39 protein-coding genes are annotated in these 23,180 nt (G+C 65.0%); 8 read left to right on the forward strand and 31 right to left on the reverse strand.

Going from position 1 to position 23,180, the window contains the following annotated elements:
* Nucleotides 1-8 precede the first annotated feature (8 nt).
* The 3 genes from QX108_RS10760 to QX108_RS10770 are packed head-to-tail and all read right to left on the reverse strand — an operon-like array spanning nucleotide 9 to nucleotide 970.
* Nucleotides 9-371 (reverse strand): (2Fe-2S) ferredoxin domain-containing protein, encoded by a 363-nt coding sequence (locus QX108_RS10760; protein ID WP_315781773.1) that lies wholly within the window; start codon nucleotides 369-371, stop codon nucleotides 9-11.
* Nucleotides 368-697: a Grx4 family monothiol glutaredoxin gene (gene grxD / locus QX108_RS10765; RefSeq protein ID WP_315781775.1), complete on the reverse strand. Its 330-nt coding sequence runs from the start codon at nucleotides 695-697 to the stop codon at nucleotides 368-370. Before grxD ends, QX108_RS10760 begins: the two co-directional genes overlap by 4 nt.
* A gap of 39 nt (nucleotides 698-736) precedes the next feature.
* Complete coding sequence (locus QX108_RS10770) at nucleotides 737-970, reverse strand: BolA/IbaG family iron-sulfur metabolism protein (RefSeq protein WP_006609694.1); 234 nt, start codon at nucleotides 968-970, stop codon at nucleotides 737-739.
* Between the two features lie 262 nt (nucleotides 971-1,232).
* Between QX108_RS10770 and QX108_RS10775 the strand changes: the two genes are divergently transcribed.
* From QX108_RS10775 to QX108_RS10790, 4 genes are all read left to right on the forward strand, one after another.
* Nucleotides 1,233-1,724 carry a hypothetical protein gene (locus QX108_RS10775; protein WP_315781777.1) on the forward strand — a complete coding sequence of 164 codons (492 nt, stop codon included), beginning with the start codon at nucleotides 1,233-1,235 and terminating at the stop codon, nucleotides 1,722-1,724.
* A 95-nt stretch (nucleotides 1,725-1,819) separates the two neighbouring features.
* A complete protein-coding gene (locus tag QX108_RS10780; RefSeq protein WP_172115383.1) occupies nucleotides 1,820-2,182 on the forward strand; it encodes an iron-sulfur cluster assembly protein in 363 nt (120 codons plus the stop codon).
* A 37-nt stretch (nucleotides 2,183-2,219) separates the two neighbouring features.
* Nucleotides 2,220-2,975 carry a dienelactone hydrolase family protein gene (locus QX108_RS10785; protein ID WP_315781779.1) on the forward strand — a complete coding sequence of 252 codons (756 nt, stop codon included), beginning with the start codon at nucleotides 2,220-2,222 and terminating at the stop codon, nucleotides 2,973-2,975.
* A 23-nt stretch (nucleotides 2,976-2,998) separates the two neighbouring features.
* Nucleotides 2,999-3,241 carry a hypothetical protein gene (locus QX108_RS10790; protein WP_315721311.1) on the forward strand — a complete coding sequence of 81 codons (243 nt, stop codon included), beginning with the start codon at nucleotides 2,999-3,001 and terminating at the stop codon, nucleotides 3,239-3,241.
* A 512-nt stretch (nucleotides 3,242-3,753) separates the two neighbouring features.
* Here QX108_RS10790 and QX108_RS10795 read toward each other — a convergent pair.
* The 20 genes from QX108_RS10795 to QX108_RS10890 form a co-directional block, all read right to left on the reverse strand.
* Nucleotides 3,754-4,212 carry a group II truncated hemoglobin gene (locus QX108_RS10795; RefSeq protein WP_315721312.1) on the reverse strand — a complete coding sequence of 153 codons (459 nt, stop codon included), beginning with the start codon at nucleotides 4,210-4,212 and terminating at the stop codon, nucleotides 3,754-3,756.
* A gap of 16 nt (nucleotides 4,213-4,228) precedes the next feature.
* Complete coding sequence (locus QX108_RS10800; RefSeq protein WP_006609688.1) at nucleotides 4,229-4,396, reverse strand: hypothetical protein; 168 nt, start codon at nucleotides 4,394-4,396, stop codon at nucleotides 4,229-4,231.
* 10 nt (nucleotides 4,397-4,406) lie between these two features.
* Nucleotides 4,407-4,715: a DUF6156 family protein gene (locus QX108_RS10805; protein ID WP_315781782.1), complete on the reverse strand. Its 309-nt coding sequence runs from the start codon at nucleotides 4,713-4,715 to the stop codon at nucleotides 4,407-4,409.
* A gap of 35 nt (nucleotides 4,716-4,750) precedes the next feature.
* The gene (locus tag QX108_RS10810) at nucleotides 4,751-4,963 is read right to left on the reverse strand and encodes a hypothetical protein (protein ID WP_315721314.1); all 213 of its coding nucleotides are present in this window, start codon (nucleotides 4,961-4,963) and stop codon (nucleotides 4,751-4,753) included.
* Between the two features lie 12 nt (nucleotides 4,964-4,975).
* Nucleotides 4,976-5,284 carry a 2Fe-2S iron-sulfur cluster-binding protein gene (locus QX108_RS10815; RefSeq protein ID WP_172185768.1) on the reverse strand — a complete coding sequence of 103 codons (309 nt, stop codon included), beginning with the start codon at nucleotides 5,282-5,284 and terminating at the stop codon, nucleotides 4,976-4,978.
* A 36-nt stretch (nucleotides 5,285-5,320) separates the two neighbouring features.
* On the reverse strand, nucleotides 5,321-6,535 hold the full coding sequence (locus QX108_RS10820; protein ID WP_315781784.1) for a DegT/DnrJ/EryC1/StrS family aminotransferase: 1,215 nt from the start codon (nucleotides 6,533-6,535) through the stop codon (nucleotides 5,321-5,323).
* Between the two features lie 2 nt (nucleotides 6,536-6,537).
* The gene (locus tag QX108_RS10825) at nucleotides 6,538-6,798 is read right to left on the reverse strand and encodes a DUF6129 family protein (RefSeq protein ID WP_315781786.1); all 261 of its coding nucleotides are present in this window, start codon (nucleotides 6,796-6,798) and stop codon (nucleotides 6,538-6,540) included.
* A gap of 17 nt (nucleotides 6,799-6,815) precedes the next feature.
* Nucleotides 6,816-7,172 carry a DUF3024 domain-containing protein gene (locus tag QX108_RS10830; protein WP_315781789.1) on the reverse strand — a complete coding sequence of 119 codons (357 nt, stop codon included), beginning with the start codon at nucleotides 7,170-7,172 and terminating at the stop codon, nucleotides 6,816-6,818.
* Between the two features lie 16 nt (nucleotides 7,173-7,188).
* A complete protein-coding gene (locus QX108_RS10835) occupies nucleotides 7,189-7,428 on the reverse strand; it encodes a nitrogen fixation protein NifZ (RefSeq protein ID WP_006609681.1) in 240 nt (79 codons plus the stop codon).
* Nucleotides 7,425-7,748: a nitrogen fixation protein NifZ gene (locus QX108_RS10840; RefSeq protein ID WP_009032133.1), complete on the reverse strand. Its 324-nt coding sequence runs from the start codon at nucleotides 7,746-7,748 to the stop codon at nucleotides 7,425-7,427. The genes QX108_RS10835 and QX108_RS10840 overlap by 4 nt, the downstream gene beginning before the upstream one ends.
* Nucleotides 7,745-8,518: a 4Fe4S-binding leucine-rich repeat protein gene (locus QX108_RS10845; RefSeq protein ID WP_315781791.1), complete on the reverse strand. Its 774-nt coding sequence runs from the start codon at nucleotides 8,516-8,518 to the stop codon at nucleotides 7,745-7,747. The genes QX108_RS10840 and QX108_RS10845 overlap by 4 nt, the downstream gene beginning before the upstream one ends.
* On the reverse strand, nucleotides 8,511-9,044 hold the full coding sequence (locus QX108_RS10850; protein ID WP_315781793.1) for a hypothetical protein: 534 nt from the start codon (nucleotides 9,042-9,044) through the stop codon (nucleotides 8,511-8,513). Before QX108_RS10850 ends, QX108_RS10845 begins: the two co-directional genes overlap by 8 nt.
* 11 nt (nucleotides 9,045-9,055) lie before the next feature.
* Entirely contained in the window at nucleotides 9,056-9,385 is a 330-nt protein-coding gene (locus QX108_RS10855; protein ID WP_315721320.1) for an iron-sulfur cluster assembly accessory protein, read from the reverse strand.
* A 10-nt stretch (nucleotides 9,386-9,395) separates the two neighbouring features.
* Nucleotides 9,396-9,620 carry a YfhL family 4Fe-4S dicluster ferredoxin gene (locus QX108_RS10860; protein ID WP_006609676.1) on the reverse strand — a complete coding sequence of 75 codons (225 nt, stop codon included), beginning with the start codon at nucleotides 9,618-9,620 and terminating at the stop codon, nucleotides 9,396-9,398.
* A 55-nt stretch (nucleotides 9,621-9,675) separates the two neighbouring features.
* Complete coding sequence (gene nifB / locus QX108_RS10865) at nucleotides 9,676-11,238, reverse strand: nitrogenase cofactor biosynthesis protein NifB (protein ID WP_008960281.1); 1,563 nt, start codon at nucleotides 11,236-11,238, stop codon at nucleotides 9,676-9,678.
* Nucleotides 11,239-11,497: 259 nt separating this feature from the next.
* A complete protein-coding gene (locus tag QX108_RS10870) occupies nucleotides 11,498-12,364 on the reverse strand; it encodes an SIR2 family protein (protein WP_315721321.1) in 867 nt (288 codons plus the stop codon).
* A complete protein-coding gene (gene nifT, locus QX108_RS10875; RefSeq protein WP_006609673.1) occupies nucleotides 12,364-12,585 on the reverse strand; it encodes a putative nitrogen fixation protein NifT in 222 nt (73 codons plus the stop codon). The genes QX108_RS10870 and nifT overlap by 1 nt, the downstream gene beginning before the upstream one ends.
* Nucleotides 12,582-13,796: a cysteine desulfurase NifS gene (nifS, locus tag QX108_RS10880; protein ID WP_315781797.1), complete on the reverse strand. Its 1,215-nt coding sequence runs from the start codon at nucleotides 13,794-13,796 to the stop codon at nucleotides 12,582-12,584. The genes nifT and nifS overlap by 4 nt, the downstream gene beginning before the upstream one ends.
* 9 nt (nucleotides 13,797-13,805) lie before the next feature.
* Nucleotides 13,806-14,096 (reverse strand): NifU family protein, encoded by a 291-nt coding sequence (locus tag QX108_RS10885; protein ID WP_315781799.1) that lies wholly within the window; start codon nucleotides 14,094-14,096, stop codon nucleotides 13,806-13,808.
* Between the two features lie 39 nt (nucleotides 14,097-14,135).
* Nucleotides 14,136-14,456: a HesB/IscA family protein gene (locus QX108_RS10890; protein WP_008960276.1), complete on the reverse strand. Its 321-nt coding sequence runs from the start codon at nucleotides 14,454-14,456 to the stop codon at nucleotides 14,136-14,138.
* Between the two features lie 325 nt (nucleotides 14,457-14,781).
* Between QX108_RS10890 and QX108_RS10895 the strand changes: the two genes are divergently transcribed.
* Nucleotides 14,782-15,390 carry a hypothetical protein gene (locus tag QX108_RS10895; protein WP_315781801.1) on the forward strand — a complete coding sequence of 203 codons (609 nt, stop codon included), beginning with the start codon at nucleotides 14,782-14,784 and terminating at the stop codon, nucleotides 15,388-15,390.
* Nucleotides 15,391-15,605: 215 nt separating this feature from the next.
* Here QX108_RS10895 and QX108_RS10900 read toward each other — a convergent pair whose 3' ends face one another.
* Nucleotides 15,606-16,028 carry a Rieske (2Fe-2S) protein gene (locus QX108_RS10900; RefSeq protein ID WP_035654868.1) on the reverse strand — a complete coding sequence of 141 codons (423 nt, stop codon included), beginning with the start codon at nucleotides 16,026-16,028 and terminating at the stop codon, nucleotides 15,606-15,608.
* Nucleotides 16,029-16,226: 198 nt separating this feature from the next.
* On the opposite strand from QX108_RS10900, the gene QX108_RS10905 reads away from it, so the two are divergent.
* From QX108_RS10905 to QX108_RS10915, 3 genes are read left to right on the forward strand one after another with little or no spacing between them, the layout of a single operon-like run.
* Nucleotides 16,227-16,685 (forward strand): hypothetical protein, encoded by a 459-nt coding sequence (locus tag QX108_RS10905; protein WP_315721326.1) that lies wholly within the window; start codon nucleotides 16,227-16,229, stop codon nucleotides 16,683-16,685.
* Between the two features lie 48 nt (nucleotides 16,686-16,733).
* A complete protein-coding gene (locus QX108_RS10910; RefSeq protein WP_315781804.1) occupies nucleotides 16,734-17,585 on the forward strand; it encodes a sulfurtransferase in 852 nt (283 codons plus the stop codon).
* 30 nt (nucleotides 17,586-17,615) lie between these two features.
* Nucleotides 17,616-17,933, forward strand: a complete 318-nt coding sequence (locus QX108_RS10915) for a hypothetical protein (RefSeq protein WP_008965769.1) — start codon at nucleotides 17,616-17,618, stop codon at nucleotides 17,931-17,933.
* Nucleotides 17,934-18,256: 323 nt separating this feature from the next.
* Here the strand turns inward: QX108_RS10915 and hspQ are convergent, their stop codons facing one another.
* Genes hspQ through nifE form a run of 7 tightly spaced genes read right to left on the reverse strand, consistent with a single transcriptional unit; the run spans nucleotide 18,257 to nucleotide 23,114 of the window.
* Nucleotides 18,257-18,583: a heat shock protein HspQ gene (gene hspQ, locus QX108_RS10920; protein ID WP_315721328.1), complete on the reverse strand. Its 327-nt coding sequence runs from the start codon at nucleotides 18,581-18,583 to the stop codon at nucleotides 18,257-18,259.
* A 19-nt stretch (nucleotides 18,584-18,602) separates the two neighbouring features.
* Nucleotides 18,603-18,890: a ferredoxin III, nif-specific gene (gene fdxB, locus QX108_RS10925; protein WP_315721329.1), complete on the reverse strand. Its 288-nt coding sequence runs from the start codon at nucleotides 18,888-18,890 to the stop codon at nucleotides 18,603-18,605.
* A 23-nt stretch (nucleotides 18,891-18,913) separates the two neighbouring features.
* Entirely contained in the window at nucleotides 18,914-19,114 is a 201-nt protein-coding gene (locus QX108_RS10930) for a CCE_0567 family metalloprotein (protein ID WP_009032148.1), read from the reverse strand.
* Nucleotides 19,115-19,130: 16 nt separating this feature from the next.
* On the reverse strand, nucleotides 19,131-19,601 hold the full coding sequence (locus QX108_RS10935; RefSeq protein ID WP_315781808.1) for a NifX-associated nitrogen fixation protein: 471 nt from the start codon (nucleotides 19,599-19,601) through the stop codon (nucleotides 19,131-19,133).
* Between the two features lie 10 nt (nucleotides 19,602-19,611).
* Nucleotides 19,612-20,007 (reverse strand): nitrogen fixation protein NifX, encoded by a 396-nt coding sequence (nifX, locus tag QX108_RS10940; RefSeq protein WP_172115371.1) that lies wholly within the window; start codon nucleotides 20,005-20,007, stop codon nucleotides 19,612-19,614.
* Nucleotides 20,008-20,032: 25 nt separating this feature from the next.
* Entirely contained in the window at nucleotides 20,033-21,430 is a 1,398-nt protein-coding gene (nifN, locus tag QX108_RS10945) for a nitrogenase iron-molybdenum cofactor biosynthesis protein NifN (RefSeq protein WP_315781810.1), read from the reverse strand.
* Between the two features lie 10 nt (nucleotides 21,431-21,440).
* Nucleotides 21,441-23,114: a nitrogenase iron-molybdenum cofactor biosynthesis protein NifE gene (gene nifE / locus QX108_RS10950; RefSeq protein WP_315781812.1), complete on the reverse strand. Its 1,674-nt coding sequence runs from the start codon at nucleotides 23,112-23,114 to the stop codon at nucleotides 21,441-21,443.
* Between the last annotated feature and the right edge of the window lie 66 nt (nucleotides 23,115-23,180).

The following is a 23,180-nucleotide window of genomic DNA, read 5'->3' on the forward strand; positions in this document are numbered from 1 at the left end:
TCAAGACGTCAGCGCTTCAGCACCATCACCAGACGGTCGACGCGCTTGCCCTGCTTGAAGTGGGATTCGACGATCTCGTCGATATCTTCGGGCTTGGTCGGCCGATACCAGATGCCATCGGGATAGACCACCATCATCGGACCGGCGCTGCAAAAGCCGAAGCAGCCGGCGGCGGTGACGCCGACATCCGTCAGCCGCTGCGCCTCGATCGTCTTGGTCAGCCGGTCCCACAGCGGCTGGACACCGAGCGCGCCGCAGCTGCCGCGCGGATGACCGGGCGGACGCTGCGTCAGGCAGACGAAGGCGTGGTACTTGTAGAGCTGCGGAATCTCGAAATCGTCATCCGCCTCGACGACGCTGCCATCGCTCATGATGCGGCCGCCTTGATGCCCTTGTCGGCCAGCATGGTCGCGAGTTCGCCGGCCTGGAACATCTCGCGCACGATGTCGCAGCCGCCGACGAACTCACCCTTCACGTAGAGCTGGGGAATGGTCGGCCAGTTGGAGAACTCCTTGATGCCCTCGCGGATGAAGGGATCGGCCAGTACGTTGACGCTCTCATAGGGGACGTCGAGCTTGGCCAGGATCTGCGCCACCGCGGCGGAGAAACCGCATTGCGGCGCCGCCGGCACGCCCTTCATGAAGAGAACGATGTCGTTGCTTTCGATCAGCTTCTGAATGCGTTCGGATGTCGACATTGTATTGTCCTTTCGTCCCTGGAGGTGTCGCGGCAGCGATCATTTCGGCAATGACGTCTCGAGCGCCAGCGCATGCAGCACGCCGCCCATCTGGCCTTTGAGGGCCGAATAGACCATCTGATGCTGCTGCACCCGGCTCTTCCCGGCGAAAGCCTGCGAGGTGACGCGTGCCGAGTAGTGGTCGCCGTCACCGGCCAGATCTTCGATCACGACGACTGCATCCGGGAACGCCTCCTTGATCAGACGTTCGATATCAGTTGCTGCCATCGCCATCGCTCTGTCTCCCGCTGGATTGATGACAGCGTCATGCAAGCTCCGAACCAGCCAATTGCAGCTCCTGAGCCCTGTGCCTGCTCTGCCCAAGCGCCGAATTGACGATGGTCGCGTCGGCTTTGCGACAAGCACGACGATGCGACCCAGGCGTGGCGTTCAAAATCCAACATGCCCGCGCGTTTTGGCCCGCTTCGCGGCGATGAGGGCCTCTGCTGCACCACCGCAAAACGGTCCGCGTCTTGCACTGATTTGATCGAGGTCAATGCAGATGCTCGAACTCGTCAGCGAACCCGACACGATCAACTTCGGCGATCTTCCCGAGGAGATCGACGCGCTGCTGCAGCAGGGGGTGGCGGCGTATCGCCGCGATCACGCGCGCGCCGACCGGCTGTTTCGCCAGGCGCTGGCGGCCGCCCCGCAGGAGCTGCCGACGTATTTCTGCCTCTATAAGATTCACACCTATCAAGGCCATCTCGACGAAGCCAAGGCGGTGGCCGAACTCGGCCTTGCCGAAGCCGCAAGACAGGCCGGCTGGTCGTCGGATTGGCGGCATTGGGTGCCGCATGATCCGATGCCCGACGGCGCCGGGCGCTTCGCGCTCTACACGCTGAAGGCGCTGGCCTTCATCCATCTGCGCAAGAACGATCCCGAGCGCGCGGGCGAGATGCTCGCAGCGCTGCGCCAGCTCGATCCGGCCGGTGCGGTCGGATGGCCGGTCGTGGCGGCGCTCGCCGACGGACTCGGCGCGGAATGAGGCCCAGCCATGCAGCATCCCAAGCGCAATCTCGACACGACTTCGAACGACCATCCCCCGGTGCGAACCAGGACCAAGAGAGGAACCAACGCATGATGAGCATGCACGCCGCTCCCCCTCCCTCCCCGTCGCAGAGCGCCCTCGCGACCGGCTCCCAGGACGCCGCCGAGAGTGTGATCGCTGCGCTGCGGACAGTGTACGATCCGGAGATTCCGGTGAACGTCTACGACCTCGGCCTCGTCTATCGCATCGCGCATGAAGGCGGCGGTGCCGTCGAGATCGACATGACGCTCACGGCGCCGGGCTGCCCCGTCGCCAGCGAGATCGTCCGCATGGTCGAGGACGCTGTGCAGGCCGTCGACGGGGTCGTCTCCGTCAAGGTGACGCTCGTGTTCGAGCCGCCGTGGGACAAGTCACGAATGTCCGAAGAGACTGCCCTGGAACTGGGCTTGTTGTAACGCGCGCCGGCCGCGCCAACGGAAGCAGGAGCATCACATGGCCACAGAGAGCACCATCAAGCTCACCGCCCATGACGGGCACACCTTCCAGGCGTTCCGTGCCGATCCGGCCGACACGCCAAAGGGCGCCATCGTCGTGCTGACGGACGGCAGCGGCAGCGGCAAGGTCCGCAAGGTCGCCGATGCCTTCGCCGCGAGCGGCTATGTCGTGATCGCGCCGGAGCTGACACCGCCGGCGTCGGTCGAGACCCCGGCAGACGGCGAGCCGCCGGCAGCGGCACAGGATCCGGTCGCTCCTCTGCTCGCCGAGATCCAGTCGACCGTCGACAGCGTCAAGGACTGCGGCAAGGTGGCCGTGGTCGGCTATGGCGCCGGCGGCGGCCTCGCTTACAGCGCCGCGAACCGTGTGTCCGGTCTTGCCTGCGCCGTCAGCTACTACGCGACCGGCGTGGTCGACGCCGCCGGGGCCAAGCGCAAGGTCCCGACCCTGCTGCACTTCGGTGAGGCGGATGCGGTCGTGCCGTTTCCGGCTGTGAGCATGTTCCGCGCCCACCATCCCGAGGTCAGCGCCTTCTCCTATCCCAACGCCGCCCACGACTTCGACGCCGAGGGCGCCAGCTACGACGAGGCCGCCAGCGCGCTGGCGCAGGAGCGTACGCTCGCCTGGATCTCGCAATATGTCGTCGGCCAGCCGCCGATCACCTTGAAGAACGCCGGCGCCTACGCGCTCGCCAAGACCGACAAGAAAAAGAAGAAAAAGGCGGATGACGACATGGGACCGCCGGCTGACTGACACCCGATCGAGCGAGCGTCGAAATGCAGCCGACCACCATCCTGATCGACGAACGGCCGCGCTGCGTGGTGCGGCCGAACGACACCAAGGACCTGAATCGTTTCATCCGCAACGGCAAGCCCTACCTGCTCGCCGAAGCGCCCGACGGCAAGATCACCCACCGCAGCGCCAGCGAGGCCGAGCTGATGCATTGGCAGAATGCTTTGGCGTTGCACCGCGCCTGGGGCGGCGATGAGGAGAGCTTCTTCGGCGTTCCATTGTATTAGTTGGAATTCGTAGGCGCGCAGGGTGGGCAAAGGCGCCACCGGCGGTCGTGAGTTAGCACCGCTCGACGTGCGCCGTGCCCACCATTCAACAGCGGCACTGCCGATCAGGCGGCCGGTGGGCACGCTTCGCTTTGCTCACCCTACGCTTTGTATCTCCGTCATTGCGAGCGAACAGCGAAGCGAAGCAATCCAGCGGCTAAACTGCACATCCTCTCTGTTGCCCCTGGATCGCTTCGCTGACGCTCGCGATGACGACTATGATTCACGCTCCGCTGTCATGCCCGCGCAGGCGGGCATCCAATAGGCCGCGGCCTCTCGGTGGACTCACGGACGCCTCGGCGTACTGGATCGCCCGGTCAAGCCGGGCGATGACGCCGTGGCGGGGCGACACTGTCCACCATCGTCATTGCGAGCGTAGCGGCGTAGCGAAGCAATTCAGAGCCCCGCGACGACTCTGGATTGCCTCGTCGCCTTCGGCTCCTCGCAATGACGACTGAGACGGTGACCCGGCCTCACGGCCGCGCCGCACGTGCATCGTGTGGGTTGCCGGCTTGGTTGCGCATCCAGTCGGCCAACTTCGTCATGGCGGCGTCGACATCCTGGCGAGCCGCCACATCCGCTACCGTCTCCTCGAGCGCACCGCGCATGCACAGCAGCCACGCGTCGCGCTCCGCGTTGCCGATCGGAAACCCCAGGTGGCGTTGGCGCAGCCGCGGATGGCCCTTCTCCGGAGAGTAAAGTTTCGGGCCGCCGAGCCATTCCGAGAGATAGCGCTTCAGGATGACTTTGATCGGCCCTAGATTGGTGCCGTGCATGTCCCGGATCGTCTTGGCCTCAGGCAGCGTGTCCATGCGATGGTAGAACGATTCGACCAGTCGATCGACCACGACGGCGCCGCCGATCCGCTCATAGGGCGTGACCACCGGCCCTGTCGCCGACGTGTCCGTTTCTGTCGCACCCGCGTCCGCCATCCGATCAGTCCTGCTTCTATTCGTCCAAGCTCGGCTGCAGGATCACCTCGGCCGGCGCGCCCGGCCCCTGCTCGGCCACGAGCTCCAGCGCATCGACCCGCGACAATCCGGCGCCGGAATCCATCAGCACGATAGCGTCCTTGGGCATGCTGGCAAGAGCCTCGATCAGCTTGGCGACGGTCACGGGGCCTCCCTCATGCGGCGTCAAGACCGGCGACGGGCGCGCCGGTCTCATCGAAGTGCAGCGTCACCGGATCCTCGTCGAGCATGACGATCTCGGCGCTGCGCAACACCCCGCTGGCGTGGTAGCCGTAGCGGTGCGTCAGCTCGATCTCGCCATAGACGACCTTCTCGAACCCGGTCAGCGCGCCCGCGGCATTGAAATAGCCGCGGATGAACGTATTGCGGTTCGACAGCTGCTCCGGCGCGATCTCCGTCACCAGGCGCAGCGGCAGCTTGACGCCCGTATACGAGACGAAGAACTGAACCGTATCGGTGCTCATGCCGCCACTCGCGTCGATCGCCCGCAGCGTCGTCGTCAGGCGACGGCGGCGGCCTTCAGGGCCTCGACCTGGTCGCGGGCGACCTTGAAGACGCCGCGGCCGCCGGCGAAGGTCTGATAGGCCTTCATGCCGATCGCATCGCTCAGCTTGTTGAACCATTGCTGCGGCGTGAGCGCCGCCGGCCGCTCGCTGATCTCGGCGACCGTGCCATCCGGAGCGAAACGAACGTGAAGCGTGATGTTATCCATGTGATCCTCCTGTTACAGACCTGACGAGAAGCCGAGCAGCTCGATCTTGACGTTCTCGGTGCCGAGGATCGTCGCCTGGCACGCGAGGCGGGACTTGGAACCAACGCCCACGATGGTGTCCAGCTTCTCATTTTCGAGCTTGCTGACCTTCGACACGCCCTTGCGTCCTTCCTGCAGGAAGATGTGGCACGAGCCGCACTTGGCCTGCCCCTCGCACTTGTGCGGGATCTCGACCTCGGCGGCGAGCAGCGCCGCGAGAATGGTGGTGCCCTCGCCCACCTCGATCGTCTTGCCGGATGGCATGACCGTCAGAGTTGCCATTTGGAGTCTCCTTCTTAGGTTTGAGGTCAGAACTCGTCAGTAGATCGCCGCGCCCGCTCCGACATTGACCGAGGCGTCCTTCATCGTGGCGACGATGAAGGCGATCTGGTCGGTGGTCAGATGGACGTGGAATGGCAGGGCCACGACGCGATCGGCGACCTTCTCGGTCACGAGATAGTCGCCGCGACGATAGCCCATGTCGAAATAGTGCCGCTGCAGGTGCAGCGGATTGGAATAGGCGACGGCCTCGACCTGCTCGACCCGGAGGTCCTCGACGATCGAGTCGCGGCTCGATTTCGAGAACCGCGTCCCCAGATGCACCTGGTAGAGAAACCAGTTCACCTCGGTGACGTCAGGACCGACATAGGGATCCTTGATGCCCTCGAACGATTGCACCTCGCTGTAGTAGATCTGCTCGATCAGCTTGCGGCGCTCGAGGATCTCGTCGATGCGCTTCAATTGGGCAAGTCCCAGCGCTGCGGTGACGTCGCTCATGACCGCCTGATGCGACGGGGTACTGCAAACGACGACCGAGGCCCGCTCGTCGAGACGGTGCGAGCGATGCCGGCGCACCGCAACCGCGATGTCGACGTCATCGGTGACGATCATGCCGCCCTCGCCGCAGGTCAGCGCAAATGGTTGAGCGAAGTCGAATACAGAGGCTGCGCCGAACGTGCCGACCAGGGCGCCCTGATATTTCGAGCCGATCGCCTCGCTCGAATCCTCGATCAACGGCAGATCATGCGCCTTTGCGATCGCCTGCAGCTCGGTCCATTTGGCCGGATGGCCGTTGGTGTTGCCGGCCAGGATCGCCTTGGTCCGCGCGGTAATCCGCGCCTCGATCTTGCTGGGCGCCAGCGTGCCGGAGTAGTAGTCGATATCAGAAAATACCGGCTTTGCGCCGGCGATGCTGATCGCGTGCGCGACCTCGCGGAACGAATAGGACGATGCGATCACCTCGTCGCCGGCTCCGATGCCCATCGCCTTGAGCACGAGCAGCAGGCCGAGCGTTCCGCTCGGAACCGCGATGGCATATTTGCGTCCGAGATAGGCCGCGAATGCAGCCTCGAACTCTTCGACGAGCGGACCAGTGGACAGCCGCGGCGAGCGCAAGGTCGCCTCGACCGCCGCGATCTCCGCCGTCGTGATGTCGGGATCGGACAGCGGGATGAAGTCGGAGCCGACCGGCGTCAGCTCGACCTCGTCCTGCTCCTGCCTGTCGGCGTCATGCACCAGATAGGGCTTGGTCATGATCAGCTCCGCTTCGCCAGGATCAGGCCGGTGGCCTTGGCGGGATCGTCGGTGACGCCGGCACAATGCTCGCTGGCGTCGAGCAGATGCAGATCGAACGCCGCGTAGCTGCGGAACGGCGCCTCCGTCACATCCGAGGCGTCGCAGCGCGTCAGAACCAGCTTGGGAAAGCGCTGGCGCAGCTCGGCGAACGCCGTGCTCCCGGCGTCAGGTTGGTCGAGGATCTGCGCGATCTCATTCAGTTCCTGCTCGGCCAATGCCATCTCACCCGTCCTCCTCGTTACTGCCAGAAGATCCGCTCGGGGTCGGCGTTCAGCTCGTCGACCGCCGCGGTCAACCGCTGGTGCACACTGTGCAGCTCCCAGATCCCCCTCGCGTGATCTCTCCAGAACAGCTTCCACATGGTCTTCGCCGGGTCATGACGCAGCAGCGCCACGTCGATCACCCCGCCGTCCTTGTCGATGTTGCGCGAGCAGCACGGACTGCGGACCTGATAACCCTGATCGACCGGCACGACCGCCGGCTCGACATAGCGGTAACGCTTGCGCGACCTCAGCGCGCGCTCGATCCGCTTGCGATCCAACTCGTTGGGATGCGCGGGCAGGATGAGACTGGGCTTAAGCGCGGTTGCCACCATGGCTCATCATCGCCCCTCACACCGGGACGATCTCCTCTTCCAGACAGCCCACCACCAGCTTCTCGCCGAACTCGACGAGATAAATCGGCATGTTCGCCTCGGTGTGCGTGCCGACCTGGACGATCTCGCCCATGTCGCCGACGCCCACGAGCTTGGCCTCGGCCGGCGCGTTCGGGAATGAGCCGTCATTGACCAAGTCGATCAGCGCCTTCACGCGCTGGCCCCACTGGTATTTCGGCATCCGCGGTTCGATCATGATCTGTACGCTCCCGGCAGCGGCAGCTCGTCCTCGGCCTCCCCGCGGGGAACGGTGGATTCGAGCTCCTTGCGTTTCATGCCGACGCGGTTTCCGCTTTCGAGAAACTCGACGCCGTAGATGTAGAACTGCTGCAGGAAGGTGCCGATCGAGACGACGTAGCCGATCTCGCCCTTCTTCGCGAGGATCTCGCCGATCTCCTTGCCTGCGTAGGTGCCGTCGTTGCGGATCGTGCGCTTCGCCTTCACCTTCTCGCCGAACGTGAAGTATGGCGGCGCCGACAGCTCCACGACCTCGCTGTCACGAACGATGTTGCTCATGCCGGTTTCTCCATCGCTGCTCCCGAACGGTTGTCGAGCCGGCTCCGCGCCATCTCCTGCACCAGCGGATCCTCGTCGCGCGCGAGCTCGGCGAGTTCGCCGAGCGGGATGCGGCTCGCGACCTCATGGCGCACGCGCCAGTCGGCATCCTTGCGCATGGCTGTGAGGAGGTCGGGCGCCAGGCGCTCCGCGATCTCCAGCCGCACCCGCGCATCGGGATCGCTGATCATGCCGAGCAGCCAGTCGCTCGGGATGCGCCGCGCGACGACACGGCGGACCTCGGCTTCGGGATCGCCCATCATGCGGCCGAGCACGGACGGGACGATCCGGCGCGCAACGACGAGCCGGACGTAATAGTCGTCGTCCATCATCATCGGCATCAGGTCTTCGGGATCGAGCACGGTCGCGATGCGGATGCGGACCTCGCGGTGCGGATCATGGCGCAGCCGCAGCACAAGACGTTTCGGCAGCCGCCGCGCCGCATTCCAGCGCACCGTTTCCTCGGGATCGTCGAGCAGCGGTGGCAGATAAAACGGGCTGGCATGCTTGGCCGCGATCGCCCGCACCTCGAAATGCGGATGCTTGACGAAATCGTTGGCGAGCGCCGGATTCCAGTTGAAGAAGCGGTCGATGCGCCGCGCGTAGCGGTCGTGCACGCAGGCGTGGCGGAGCTTGCAGCCGCCGGCCGCGCTCAGCTGCTCGTGGGCGCAGCCGCTACAGCTGATCTCGTTGCCCTGCCAGTCGATGGCTTCGTCGATGTCGTCACTCATCGTCGAGCTCCACCCGGTCGACCACCTCCAGCAGCACGCGCGCGCCGATCTTGTCGCTGGGATCGAGCTCGAGCAGCTTCTGCACCGCGAGCCGCCCTTCGACGAGATTGCCGAGCCGCATCTGCAAGTAAGCATAGCCCTTCAAGGTGAACATGAAGAAGCGCGGCAGCATGTGGTCGAAGCTGCCGAATTCGGCATGCTCCGGCCGGACGTCGCGCCAATGCGGCGGCAGATGGTTCTCAATTGCGGCCTTGGCCAGGCAGCGCTTGGCGATGCGCAGCGCGTCGTTGAGCCGCCCCTTGTAGAAATAGAACCGGTAAAAGCCGATCAGAACTGCGGCATGATCCGGCGCCAGCGCCTCGGCCTGCTTGAGATGGGCCTCGGCGACGTCGTCGAGGTGATAGCTCTGACTGGCCTGCCACAGCTGACGCTCGGCCTCCTCCGGCAGTCCGCCACCGAGCAGCGCGTCGGCGAGCAGCGCGTCCTCGATGGCAGTCTGGGAGGTGGGCCGGGCATCGGTCGGCATTGTTCGTTGTCCTAGTCCTGCAGCGCCTTCAGCGCGTGGCTGGAGCACGACACCTGCTTCGGGTCGTGGAACACGAGGCCGGTCTGGGTCGCGGTATCCGCGAAATCGATGGTGACGCCGTCGAGCAGCAGGCGGCTCTCGGCCGGCAGGAACAGCTTGACGCCGTCGCGCTCGACCACGGCGTCGCCGGCGAGCGGCGTCGCGAGCACGCTGATGTCCGCGGCGAGACCCGAGCAGCCGCCGGGCGACACCGCGAGGCGGAAGCCGGCGCCGGCGCCGCCGTCGGCCCGCAGCATCATGCGCATGAATTTCTGCGCAGCTGGCGTGAGCGTAAAGTTCATCGGGGTCTCCTCAGGCCGGCGGCTGATAGCGCGGGAACGAATTGTCGATGACGCAGGTGTTGTCGACCGGGCACACCGCGGCGCATTGCGGCTCGTCGAAATGGCCGATGCACTCGGTGCACTTCTTGGGGTCGATCACGAAGGTGCCGTTCTTCTCGGAGATCGCCACGTTCGGGCATTCGGGCTCGCAGGCCGAGCAGCTCGTGCATTGCGAAGCAATGATCTTCAAAGTCATGAAACGCTCCTGTCGAAAGGGGCCGGCGGCGCCGGAGCGCCGCCGGGATCGGATCTCACGCCGCCGAGGTCAGGGCGCCCTGGCGGATCTCGGCGTCGCCGCGCACGACGTGCTGGATCTCGCCGCTGTTGACCTTGTCGAGGTAGCTCTTGAACCAGGCGATCGCCGACTTCTCGATGAACTCGTGGGCGAACTGGTCGACCGGCTCGATGCCGGCGGCCTGCAGGTCGCTCTTCGGGCAGCCGCCGATCTTGGCCACGAACACCGCATGGCAGTCGTTGATGGCGCGGATCACGGTCTCCAGGCTGTCCTCGTCGCCATAGCCGCCCTGGCAGTACAAATCGACGCGGCGGTGACCGACGAACTTCGCACCGGCCGTGGAGAGTTCGTAGACCTGGAACTCCTTGGCGTGGCCGAAATGCTCGTTGATCAGGCCCGAGCCCTTGGTCGCCACCGCGACCAGCAGCTTGATGTCGCTGGACTGGCCGGCGAGCGAGGCGAGCTCCTCCTGGCGGGCGACGACCTTGGCGACGCGCTCGCTCTCGACTGCCTCCTGGTAGGCCTTGCGGCTGTCGATGTCGTAGTTCACCTCCATCGCCATGATCTTGTCGGTGGTGAACTCCGCGGAGCGGTCCTCGCCGAGCAGGCCGACGGCGTCGGCGCGGCACTGGCGGCAGTGCCGCATCATGTTCATCTCGCCTTCGCACTCGTCCTGCAGCGCCTTCAGCTCCTGCGCGGTCGGGCCGCGCTGGCCGGTCAGGCCGAACACGGTGCCGTGCTCGGGCGAGGAGATCAGCGGCATGATGTTGTGCAGGAAGGCGCCGCGCGACTTCACCGCCTTGTTGACCTCGACGAGGTGCTTGTCGTTGACGCCCGGGATCATCACCGAGTTGACCTTGCACAGGATGCCGCGCTCGGTCAGCATCTCCAGGCCCTGCAGCTGGCGGTCGGTGAGCAGCTTGGCCGCCTCGACGCCGGTGTAGCGCTTGTGCTTCCAGAACACCCAGGGATAGATCTTGGCGCCGATCTCGGGGTCGACCATGTTGATGGTGATCGTGACGTGGTCGACGTTGAAGCCGGCGATGGTGTCGACATGGTCGGGCAGCGCGAGACCGTTGGTCGACAGGCAGAGCTTGATGTCGGGCGCGGTGCGCGCGATCAGCTCGAAGGTCTTGAACGTCTTCTCGGGGTTGGCGAGCGGATCGCCGGGGCCGGCGATGCCGAGCACGGTCATCTGCGGAATGGTCGAGGCGACGGCGAGCACCTTCTTGGCGGCCTGCTCCGGCGAGAGCTTCTCGCTGACGACGCCCGGACGCGACTCGTTGGCGCAGTCATATTTGCGGTTGCAGTAGTTGCACTGGATGTTGCAGGCGGGCGCCACGGCGACATGCATGCGCGCGTAGTGATGATGCGCCTCTTCGCTGTAACAGGGATGGTTCTTCACCTTCTCCCAGATCTCCGGCGGGAGGTCGTTCTCGCCGGCGCCGGAGCCGCAGCTCGCCTTGCCGCTGCCGCCCGAGGTGCCGCAGCCCTTGTGTTCTGCGATGGTCTGCATCACCGAGCTCAGCTTGTCGCCGTCCGGTATCGTCGCCTGTTCGTGCTGCACTGACGCGTCCATGTCCGCTCCTTAACGTTGCTGGCGAGCCGCAAACCGCCTTGGAAAGGAGTTCAGCAACTCGCGTGCCACGCCGCGGACAAGATCATTCCTGCGAACTATCAACGCCTTAGCAAATTCATTGCGGCTGTCGCCTTGCCAACATGCGAAAGCCTCTCGTTTGATGCGTTGTTAGAAACGTTACAGACTCGGATCGAGCAGACGACGCACAGCAAAACAGCGCGGCTTGCAGCCGCGCTGTTTTGCCAGTGACAGCCCGCGTTCAGCCGCCGATAATGATCTCGGTCGCCCGCGCCAGCGGGATCGCGATCGGCGTCAGCCGCTCGGCGATGAAGAACTTCAGCTCGTTCTTCGACAGCGTGTCCGGCTCAACCAGGACGTAGTGCTCGGTGCCCGAGCGCTTGATGACCTGACGGCCATAGGTCCGCAGCAGCTGGTCGTTGAAGCGGCAGCCGATGAACAGGAAGCCGCGATCGGTGCGGCGATCCTTCACGGTGTCGGGAATCGGCGTCTGAATGTCGATGTCGGTCAGGACCTCGACATAGTCGGCGTCGGTGATCAGGAAGTTCTTGGCCGGAGTGATGCCGCCATGCGGCTTGTACAGCAGCGTGGTCCAGCCATTGGCCTTCTCACGATCGCTCTCGCCGCCCGCGGCGTCGTAGAAGCGATACCAGCGGTCTTCGCCGATATGGGCGCGGGTGATGCCCTGAACCTCGCCCCAGTCGCTGCGGCCGGCCAGCGCAGTGCGCATCGCGCCGTCATACCAGCTGTCGACGATCATCGGTAGCGGCAGCGACGCCAGATGCTGCTGCAGCGGCGTCGGCGCAACGGGAGCTGCGAACGCCTCCGCCATCAGCGCCGTGACCGTCGAGCGGTGGCGCGTGCTCTCGATGTGCTGCGCCGAGGCCCAGGCGTTGCCCTTGGCGCGGCGCGGCAGCGCCACCTTGGTGCCGAAGAACGCAGCCAGGGCTTCCGGATTCATCGGCACGGCAGCGCCGGACTGTTCCGACACGGCCGGCCCCAGGAACGGAACGACCTTGCCCGCCTTGAGCTTGGCGACGACGTCCTTCAGCAACGCCTCGGCGTCGGCCTGCTTGATGATGTCGATATGAGGAAGCGGCGCATTCATCACTCGTCCCCTTCTCCACCGCGCTTGCGCGCATTGATCGTGATCGGCAGCCGCGTGTCAGCGGCCATCTGCGGCAGCTCGAGCACCCAGCCATTGGCGATGCGGATCCAGCCGCCCCACAGGGTCTCGTGCTCGGACTCGACGATCGGCTCCTCCAGGTCCTTCTTGGGGACGTAGATGGAGAGGCCGGTTTCCGGCGAGCGGCGGATCATGACTTTCATTGCGTGAGCTCCGTGGGACGAAGGGCGTCCGCCGCGGTTGACGGATGATGTTGCAGCCAGGACGGCGAGGTCTCGCGGAGACGGCCGACGATGTCGGGCAGCACGGCCAGCACACGCGTGATGTCGTCGTCGGTGGTGTCGCGCGACAGCGAAAACCGGACGGCGCCGCGCAGCAGATCCGGCGGCACGCTCATCGCCCTGAGCACATGCGACGGCTCCATCGAGCCGGAGGCGCAGGCAGAGCCCAGCGAGGCGGCGATGCCGGCCTGGTTCAGCCGCATCACGATCGGCTCGCCTTCGAGATGCTGGAACGCGATATTGGCGGTGTTCGGGAGTCGCTGCGCAACGTCGCCGAGCACGGCGCAATGGCCGACGCCCTGGATGATGCCCTGCTCCAGCCGGTCGCGCAGCGCGCGCACCCGGCCCTGCTCGTCGGCGAGATGTTGTGCGGCGAGTTCGGCCGCCTTGCCGAGGCCGATGATGGCGGGCACGTTCTCGGTGCCGCCACGCCGGCGGCGCTCCTGCGGGCCACCACGCACCAGCGGCGCGAACGGCGTGCCCTTCCTGACATACAGCGCACCGATGCCCTTCGGCCCGTGCAGCTTGTGTCCGGACAGCGACAGCATGTCGACGCCGGCGGACTTCAGATCGATGGCGAGCTTGCCGACGGCCTGCACGGCATCCGTATGGAACAGCGCGCCGGCATCATGTGCGAGCTTCGCCAGTTCCTGAATTGGATTCAGAGTACCGGTCTCGTTGTTGGCCCACATCACCGAGGCGATCGCGGTGCGCGGCCCAAGCGCGCGCTTGTAGGCGTCGATATCGAGCCGCCCGGCGGCATCGACACCGATCAAGTGCACCGATACTCCACGCTTGTCCCGGAGATGCTCGACCAGCGACAGAATCGCTGGATGCTCCACCGCCGTCGTAACGATCTCGTCGCGGCCGTCTTGCGTCTCCAGCGCCGAGAGGATCGCGGTATTGTCGGATTCCGTCCCGCCCGACGTGTAGACGATCTCGTGGTCGAACGCGGCGCCCAGCAGCGCCTGCAGGCTCTTGCGCGCCTGGCGGACGGCGCCCGCGACCTCGCTGCCGAAGGCATGCGAGGACGACGCGTTGCCGAACTGGTCCGTGAAGAACGGCAACATCGCCGCGACGACCTCGGGGTCGACGCGCGTCGTGGCGTTGTTGTCGAGGTACACCGGACGCACGGCCGCTCCTTAATGCCGCGCCTTCGCAGCGCCGGCCACCGGAACGAGACGGACGAATTCGCCGAGCTTCTCGATCATGCGGGCCTGGATGCCTTCCAGGGTCGCGCTGGCGAGCTTGCAGAAGATGCAGGCGCCCGCGAGCTTGACCATGATTTTGTTGCCGTCGATCTCGACGAGCTCGCAATCGCCGCCGTCGCGCTTGAGGTTCGGGCGGACCTCCTCGATCACGGCCCGGATGACCCGCTCGCGCTCGCTCATCTGAGCCGGCGCTTCGACGATGCCCTGGGTTTCGACCAGCATGATGTCACTTCTCTCGTGTTGATGGATCAAGCGAAGGATTTAAGCGAAGGACTTGCCGCAGCCGCAGCTCGACTTGGCGTTGGGGTTCTCGAAGGTGAAGCCGGAGCCTTCCAGCGCGACGACGAAATCGATCGTGGTGCCCTCGAGATATTCGAGGCTCTTGTGATCGACGAGCACGCGCACACCCTCGCGTTCGATCACGGTGTCCTCCGGCTCGCTGCCGCTGACGAGACCCATGTTGTATTTGAGCCCGGCGCAGCCGCCGGCCTCGACCATGATCCGGAGGCCGTCGACCGGCTTGTCGGAGGTCGTGATCGCGTTGCGCACCGCGTTGATGGCACTGTCGGTCAGGTTGATCATCATCGTCTGGCCTTTCCCATTCGGCTGTTGCGAACGGAATTGGCAAGTCTCGTGCCATGCATCAATCGCCTGAAAGAACAGGGCTTTTCGCGATGTCGCTGTGGCGTTTCCGACGCGTGTCGGCTTTGCGACAGGCGCGCCTCGCGTCGTGTCGCGCCCGCGACGCCGCGGTGTCGCGGCGCAAACCCGACAATCGACGGGCCCGACGGGCAGAAATTCCAGGCAAATCAACGCACAACACACATCGGCAGACAACTTGCATCACCGCCCTTTTGACCGCGCCGTGCGGCGAACGGCTCATGAAGGACATGCGAGGGGATTGCTGATGACGACATTGGAGAAGACGGTTGCGATCGAGACCACCGCGCTCGCGCAGCTCGACAAGGAAGGACGGCTGCTCAACGCCGTGCTGAAGGCGCCGACCACGAAGCCCGGACGGTTCGGCTTCCGCGGCGACATCGCGTTGAAATTCCAGACCCAGGTCGCGGACGAGAAGCGTCCGCCGGATTTCTCGATCGAGCAGGTGCTGACGATCGTCAATGACGGCGAGCCGACCATCCCGGTGCTGGTCGGCTACATCCATTCGCTCGCCTATCTCGAGACGGCGGTCGAGGTGCTCAAAGGCCTGCTGAAGCCGGACGGCAGCTACTTCATGTTCTGCAACAACATCGACCTGCTGGCGAAGTACCGCATCAAGATGGGCGACGTCACGTTCTACGTCCTGCCCTGCGACGAATCGACGGTCTGGAAGGAGATGATGGATCTCCTGGGCATCGACAAGAACGACATCAAGAAGCTCGACACCGCCGGCAAGCTCGACTACGTGCTCGACGCAGCGGTGAAGTTCAGCGAGAGCTACGAGGTCATCGCCTATGCCGACGCGCTGGCCAAGATGGAGCCGGTGAAGAACCGCAATGAAAACCGGCCGGTCTGAGGTTTTCTTACCATCTCCACAGCTGTCATGCCCGCGCAGGCGGGCATCCAGTACGCCGCGGCATACGATGTTGAACCGAGGTGTCACGGCGTACTGGATCGTCCGCCTTCGCGGACGATGACAGTCGGGGTTACATAACTTGAGGTGCCAAGACGTTAGAAGCGCCTCAAGCAACGTGAAGTCCCGGCCCTCGCGCCGGAGCTTCATTTGAGATCTCAGCCTTCCTCACACTGCATACCCGCCTCTTCCTCGTCGTCCTCGTCATCCTCGACCAGGGTCACGCCGGTGACGCAGATGTCGCCGTCGATGACCGACAGCGCCACCGGCGTCAGGCTCTCGCCCTTGCAGGGTCCGTCGACGCACATGCCGGTGCCGATCTCGAACAGCGAGCCGTGCTTGCCGCAGAGGATGCGCAGGCCGTTGCCGTCCATGAACTGGTTGCGCTCCCAGTCCAGATTCACCTTGTCGTGCGGGCACATGTTCAGATAGCCGAACACCTGCTTGCCCCAGCGGATCACGAAGATCGGCCAGGGGCGATGGCTGCCGTCCTCCGCCACGATCATGAGCTGGAAGCCCATGGCACGGCGGCTCGGGATGTCGTTGAAGCTGCAGATGGCGTAGGCGACGTCGGTCGTCATGTCAGGCCTCATCGATGTCTGGCGCATGTCCGACATTGCCGCTTTCAGTGCGATGAGAGCGGCGGTCGGCTCGCTGAGGAACCGCGTTGCAAGATTCGCGCAACTCCGCCGCCGACCGTCCCTTCTCGCTGTTGCGAGAGACTGGCACAGAACTTGAAAATTTCTCCTGCAAAGGCCTCTCTTTGTAAGGAGATCGACATGAACGTGACACTGGACTTCGTCGAAAGCTCACTCGACGACATCAAGGCGGCTCTCGACGGCGGCACGCTGACCGTCTACTCGGTGGCGCGGCCGATCACCGCCGACAAGGCGGTCGATCGCAGTGGCGTGCTCGCGACCTTCACCTTCGGCTCGCCCGCGTTCGGGCCCTCGGTCGACGGCCTGGAGCAGCCGAACTTCGTCGCCGCGGCGGTGCCCGCCGCTACCGTCGGCACGCCCGGCTTTGCCCGCGCCCGCAAGGCCGACGGCACCACGGTCGCCGATTTTTCCGCCGGCCCTGGCGAGCGCGAAATCAAGTTCACCGAAGTGTCCTGCTCGCCCGGCGCGCCGGTCACGGTCGCGACCTTCAAGATCATCGCCGATGGCGGCTGGCCGGAGCGTCCCGAGTACTACGATAGCCATCCGCGCCCGGGCTATGCGATGCCGAAGACGCTCTGACGCGCAGACACGCGTCAGCCAGATTGGCCCCTCATCGAGAGCGCATGCATGAGCAGAGATCCTTCCGACGCCCTGGTCAGCTCCGAATGGCTGGCGCAGCATCTCGCCGATCCCGGCATCAAGATCCTCGACTGCACCTGGCATCATCCGAGCACCAATCTCGACGGCCGCACGCAATATCGCGGCCGGCACCTGCCGGGCTCGGTGCATTTCGACATCGACCAGGTCGCCGACAAGACCAACCCGCTGCCGCACATGCTGCCGACGGCGGAGGACTTTGCTCACAAGGTCGGGCTGCTCGGCATCAGCAATTCAGACCGCGTCATCGTCTATGACCGCCACTATGGCGGCTCGGCCGCGGGCCGGGTGTGGTGGATGTTCCGCGTCTTCGGCCACGATAACGTTGCCCTGCTCGATGGCGGCTTCGGCAAATGGACCAAGGAGAAGCAGCCCGCCGAGATGACCCCGGTCCGCCCGGCGCCGGCGAGCTTCACGGCGAGCGTCCGGCCAGAGCTGGTCGCGACCTCGGCGCAGGTTCAGGAGGCGCTGCAGAGTGGCGCCCAGCTCGTCGACGCCCGCGGCCCCGGCAAGTTCGACGGGACGCAGCCGGACGTCTTCACCTTCAAGCGCCAGGGCCACATTCCCGGCGCCATCAACCTGCCCTGGGCCGATCTGGTCGATCCCGATACGGGTGTGCTGCTGCCGCCCGACGCGCTCGCCGCGCGCTTCGCGGCCGCCGGCATCGACTTGGCGAAGCCGATCGTCACCACCTGCGCCTCGGGCATCACCTCGTGCATGCTGGCGCTGGCGCTGTACCGGCTCGGCGTTCCCACCGTCGCCGTGCATGACGGCGCCTGGGCGGAATGGAGCCAGCTCGACGACACGCCGGCGGCGGCGTGACCTCAGGACCTCAATGACGGGAGCACACGCATGGCAAAGACCCTGGTGAAGACCACGCAGGACGGCCGCAAGGTCGAGGTGATCGGCCTCGCGATCTGCCTCGACGGTGAGCTCGAGGCGTTCGAGCTGGTCGAGGTCAAGCTGCATCCGAACCGTCGCAAGATCTGGGAGGCCGCGCCCGATGCCACCCACATGGCCGGCCGGATCACGCTGACGAAGGAGGAGGCGGCGATCGTCGAGGGCGCCTTCGCCGGCGCGCAGTCCGAGATCCTCGCCAGCCCCGCCGCGATCAACGAACGCTTCCGGATCGCAGCGATGTGGAAGGCACGGGAACAGGGGATCGAGTAGGTCCCGAGCTGGCTTTTGGAGTATCCCGCCTCCATCCGCCGTCATTCCGGGGCGCGCGCAGCGCGAGCCCGGAATCCATAGCCACAGGCGGTCATGAGGCACGAGATGTCCGTGGCGCTCGTCCTCCCGGACAACCGCCGTTCGTGGTTATGGATTCCGGGCTCGCGCTGCGCGCGCCCCGGAATGACCGGTGGACGGACATTGCCTTATATCTGATGGCGGTAGTTCCGGGAGACGCTGAGTGCTGCTGCCGTCATCGCGAGCGCAGCGAGGCGATCCAGGGCGGTGCTTGGACTCTGGGACGGCCGTGGATATCCGGCCGACTATTGGAAGATCCGCCCGCGGTAATGGTAGCTGCCACCGTCGTCCACATCGAACAGCTCGCCGATGTCCGGATGCTTCACAGGCTCGCCTGACACGTCCGCCACCAGGTTCTGCTCCGGCACGTAGGCGATGTAGCTGCTGTCGCCGCATTCGGCGAGCAGATAGTAGAACGGCTGCTTCTTGTCGAGCCTGGCGTCCATGGTAATGGCGCGCCAGCCCTCTTCCTCGGAAAACGACAAATCGACGTCGAACACGACGCCGCGCAGATCGTAGACGCGGTGCCGGGTCACCTGGCCGATCGTGAACTTTGCTTCCATCCGCAGCATGGCCGCACGCCCGATAGGATCACGCCGCCGGCGAATGGGTCTGGCAGTTGGTCGGGCAGACCCGGGCGCAGGCGCCGCAGCCGATGCAGGCGCCGGTGTCGTGCATGACCATGATCTTCTTCTCGACCTCGTCATCCTCGTCGTCGTCGAGCTCGACGAACTCGCCCTCGTCGTTGATGCCCTTCAGGGTCATGACCTCGCGGCCGCAGACCTTGTAGCAGCGGCCGCAGCCGATGCATTTGGCCGGGTCGATCGCGACCAGATAGTCCGGCCGCCAGTCGCGGCCGTCGCGGGTTGAATTGGACATGGTGGCAGGTCCTTGTGCGGGCTTTACGCGGCCTCGAGCTTCTTCAGCTCGGCCCGCTTCTTCTCCAGCTCGGCAAATGCCTCGTGTGCCTTCTGCGCGGTCGGCAGGATCTGGTCCCAGTTGACGGGCAGCTCCTCCGACAGATCGTGCAGGTTCATCTTGGCATCCATGGCGCGGGCCGACAGCTTCTTGATCTCGGCCTTCAATGTATCCAGGTCGCTCATCGTCTCATCCTCGCCTTCAGTAATTCGCGACGTCCTTGAACTTCTCGATCATCTCGACGCCGGACTTGACGAACTTGTCGCCCTCGTCGGCCAGCTTGCCGAGATTGTCGAAGCCGAAACGGTGCACGTCGCGCAGCTGCTTGTTGACCACGATCAGCCGGCCGCCGATCAGCACCATGCGGCCGAAGCCTTCATGGCTCATCTTCAGCATCGGCGAGATCATCACGCCGGTGGCCTTCTCGATCGACAGCGCGATCGCGTTGAAGAACAGCTCCAGCCGCCAGATCGTCTCGGGATCGGGATCGCCGATGATGGGCAGCGCGCGCCGCTTCTCCTTGTCCAGGATGTAGGGCTCGAGCAGCTCGACATCCTTCTTGCCTTCCCACGCGCCATGGGTGTCCTGGGCGCGCCAGACCTTGATCAGCTCCTTGACGAAAGGGCGCTGCTCGGCAGGGACGACTTCTTCTACGACTGCGGTATCAGACATGTGCGTTTCCTCATTCCTCGAAATCGAGCGCGCGTTCCTGACCTTTGGCCAAAGCTTTGCGCAGCCACGGCGGCGGCGTGCCCTTCAGCACCGCCTGCAGCTTGCCGAGCAGATCGGTGATCTCCTCGGGCTGGGTGACCTTCATCGGATGGATGTTGTTGGCGACGACGCGGGCCGCGCCGGAGCCGCCGATCGCCGCGACATAGAGGATCGCGCAGTCCTTGATCGCCTCGATCTTCGGCGCCAGCTTGTCCTCGTTGCCGTCCTCCTTGAGATCGCCATCGAACTCGACGGCCTCGAGGAAGCGGTAGCCCTCGGGATCGAGATCGTAGATCGCGATATTCTTGGCCCAGCCGAAATGGGCGTCGACGCGTTTCAGATCCTGGGTAGCGAATGCGACTTTCATGTCGTCGGTCCTTTCTCCTGACGCGTCAATGCAAGGGTGCCACGACCGCGGACTCGGGCGTCGCCTGCTGGAAATCCTTCCAGGGATCGATCCAGGTGTCCGGTGTCGGCTGATGGTTGTCCTCCCGGTCGGCGATGATCAGATTGGCGAGCGCGAAGATGAGATCGCGGGTGCCGCGATAGCCGACCGTCAGCAGATGCCCTGCGCCCAGGCGGTCGAACATCGGAAAGCCGATCCGATAGAACGGGATCTTCAGCCGCGCGGCCGCCTGGCGGCCATGCGAATGCGTCATCATCAGCCCGCAGTCGCGCTCCTTCGCACGCGTCTCCAGATCCTCGAGATCGCCGATCAGCACCTCCTCGCACGGCATGCGCTCGAGCACCGGTGATTGCGTGGTGGTGATGGCGACGGAGATCTCGGCGCCCATGTCGTGCAGCATGCTCGCGACGTCGAACAGCAGATCCGGCTCGGCGCCGATGGCGAGCTTGCGGCCGCCGATGTGGAAATGCGCATCCAGCATCGCATCCGCGAGCTGGCCGCGCTGGCGGCGATACTTCGCCGGCACCGGACGCCCCGAGATCTCGCTGAGGAACGACATGAACTCATCGTTCGGCAGCAGGCCGCAGAGCCGCTCGAACAGCCGGTACGGCACACCGGTCCTGGCCTGCATCGCCTCCGCCGCGCGCTTCATCTGCGCCCCGATCGCGATCGTCCAGCTCGCGCTGCCCATGGTCGCGATCTCTTCCAGTCCGATGCCGCCGATCGTCGTCGGCGTGAACTCGTCGGGGATGTGGCCGTCGAGCGAGCCACCGATATCCGGCAGGAACGAGGGCTCCAGGCCGAAATCCTCGAAGATGGTGCGGAGCTCTTCGATATCGCCCGGCGTCAGATGGCAGCCGGGCAGCACGTTGACCCGCGCTGGATCGCGTCGCGTCGAGGTCGGCTTGTCGACGAGCACCTCGACCATCTTGGCAACCGTCTTGTCCCAACCATCCTGGAACGCATCCTTGAAGTCCGGTGTCGAGACGTAGACCAGCGGATAATTGGCGAGCTCCGGGTGCTTCTCGCGGATCAGCTTGATATAGCCGTCGACGTCGTCGCCCTTGGTCTCGGTGACTCCGGTCGAGCAGATGCCGATGATCTCCGGCTTCTGCTTCTTGTAGATGTTGAGGATCGCCTGCTCGACATTCTCGTAGCCGCCGAGCACGGTGGCGACCTCGCTCATGGCCGTCGTCTGCATCGGCACCGCTTCCTTGAAGTGGCGCACGAACAGCGTCAGGCCGAACGAGGTGCAGCCCTGCGAGCCGTGCAGCAGCGGCATCGCGCCACGCAGGCCGAGGAAGGCGAACGAGCCGCCGATCGGCTGGCTCATCTTCAGCGGATTGACCGCGCAGGCCTTCTTTCCGATGGTGACCTTGGCCATGAGCGCCACCCTATTCCGCCGCCTGCAGCAGTTCCGCCGGCGCCTTCTGCGCCGTAAGAATGTCTTCGACCCGACCGGCGCAGGCACCGCAGCCGCCCGACGCGTTGGTGTGGGTCCGGACGCCGGCGACGTCGGTCAGGCCATGCGCCTTGATCGCATCTTCGATGGTGCCGAGATCGACCGACTTGCAGTGGCAGATCTTCTTGGCGCGGCGCGCGGCTTCCGCCGCCACGGGATCAGCCGCGAGCGCAGCAGCTTCCGCATCGGCCTGCGCAATCGCCTTGGCCTGCCAATTGTTGCTGGCGGTCTCCCAGGGCGCCCGCTTGCGCAGCTGCTCCCACATCGGGTTGTAGATCGCCTTGTCGATCTCGGCGACCAGCTTCACCATGCCAATGTAGCCCATGAAGGCGTGCGAGCGTTCCTGGTTGATGTCGAGCCAGGGCATCGCGGCCTTCAGCGCCACGAATTGCGACTTGCCGCCCGACAGCATGATGTCGGCCTTGGCGTCCTTGAGCATCTTGTACATCTCGCGGGGCGCCATATCGTCGATCATATGCGCGTCCTGACCCATCAGCTCCTTGATGCGCTCCTTGTCCTCCTTGGTGGACTTCTTGACGGAGGTGCCGACCAGTTCCATGCCGGCCTCCTGCAGCGCCGCCACCACCGACCACGACTTCACGCCGCCGGTGATCAGCAGCACCTTCTTGCCGGTGAGCCGCTTCTTGAACGGCTCGATCGCCGCCCAGGCCTTGGCCTCCTCGCGCGCGATCACGGCCTCGGTGCGGTCCAGCAAATCGGACGGCGCGCCGCGCTCGACCAGCAGACGCGCGATCTCGCGCAGCGAGTCCGAGGAGTCCTGGATGCCGTAGAACGAGCCTTCGAAGAACGGAATGCCATAGCGCTCCTCCATCTTGCGGGCGACGTTGATCATCGCCTTGGAGCACACCATCATCGCCGCGCGGGCGCGGTGCGACGACGCCACCTCCTTGTAGCGGCCGTCGCCGGAGATGCAGGCGGAGATGCGGATGCCGAGCTCGTCGAACAGCGGCTTCACCTGCCAGAGCTCGCCGGACAGATTGTATTCGCCGATGATGTTGAGATCGTAGGGCGTCGTGACCTCCGGCTCGACGGTGCCGATGACGTGATCGAGCAGCGCCTCGCCGGCGAGCTTGTTGCCGAGATTCTTCGGGCCGACGAAGCCGGGCGAATTGACGGGAATGCAGGGCTTGCCGAACTTGGCCGAGGCCGCCTTGCAGACCGCGTTGATGTCGTCGCCGGTCATGGCGGGCACGCAGGTCTGGTAGACGAAGACCGCCGGCGGATCGTATTTCTCGATGATTTCCTTGATCGCCTTGTAGAGGCGCTTCTCGCCGCCGAACACGACGTCGGTCTCATTGATGTCGGTGGTGAAACCGGTGCGCCAGATCTGCGAGCCCGACGATGCCGCACCGCGGTTGTCCCAGGAATTGCCTTCGCAGGCGATCGGTCCGTGCACGAGATGCGCGACGTCGGTCAGCGGCTGCAACGCGACCTTGGCGCCGTCGAAGGCGCAGCCGCCGGCCGCGCCGCCCGGCTGCAGCTGCTTGGTGCAACCCTTCTTGCGCTCGGCCTCGGACTTGTTGGCGTTCTTGCCGCAACCCGGCTCGTTGAAGACGTTCTGGATCGTGGCAGACAGCGAGCTCATCGGCTTCTCCTGTTGGCGGACCTTCTGCGCGTCTCTTCTTGGAGAGGAGGCTCCGGCCGTTTCCGA

It is taken from the genome of Bradyrhizobium sp. SZCCHNR1002 (assembly GCF_032381435.1).
In the GTDB taxonomy this organism is placed as follows: Bacteria; Pseudomonadota; Alphaproteobacteria; order Rhizobiales; family Xanthobacteraceae; genus Bradyrhizobium; species Bradyrhizobium aeschynomenes.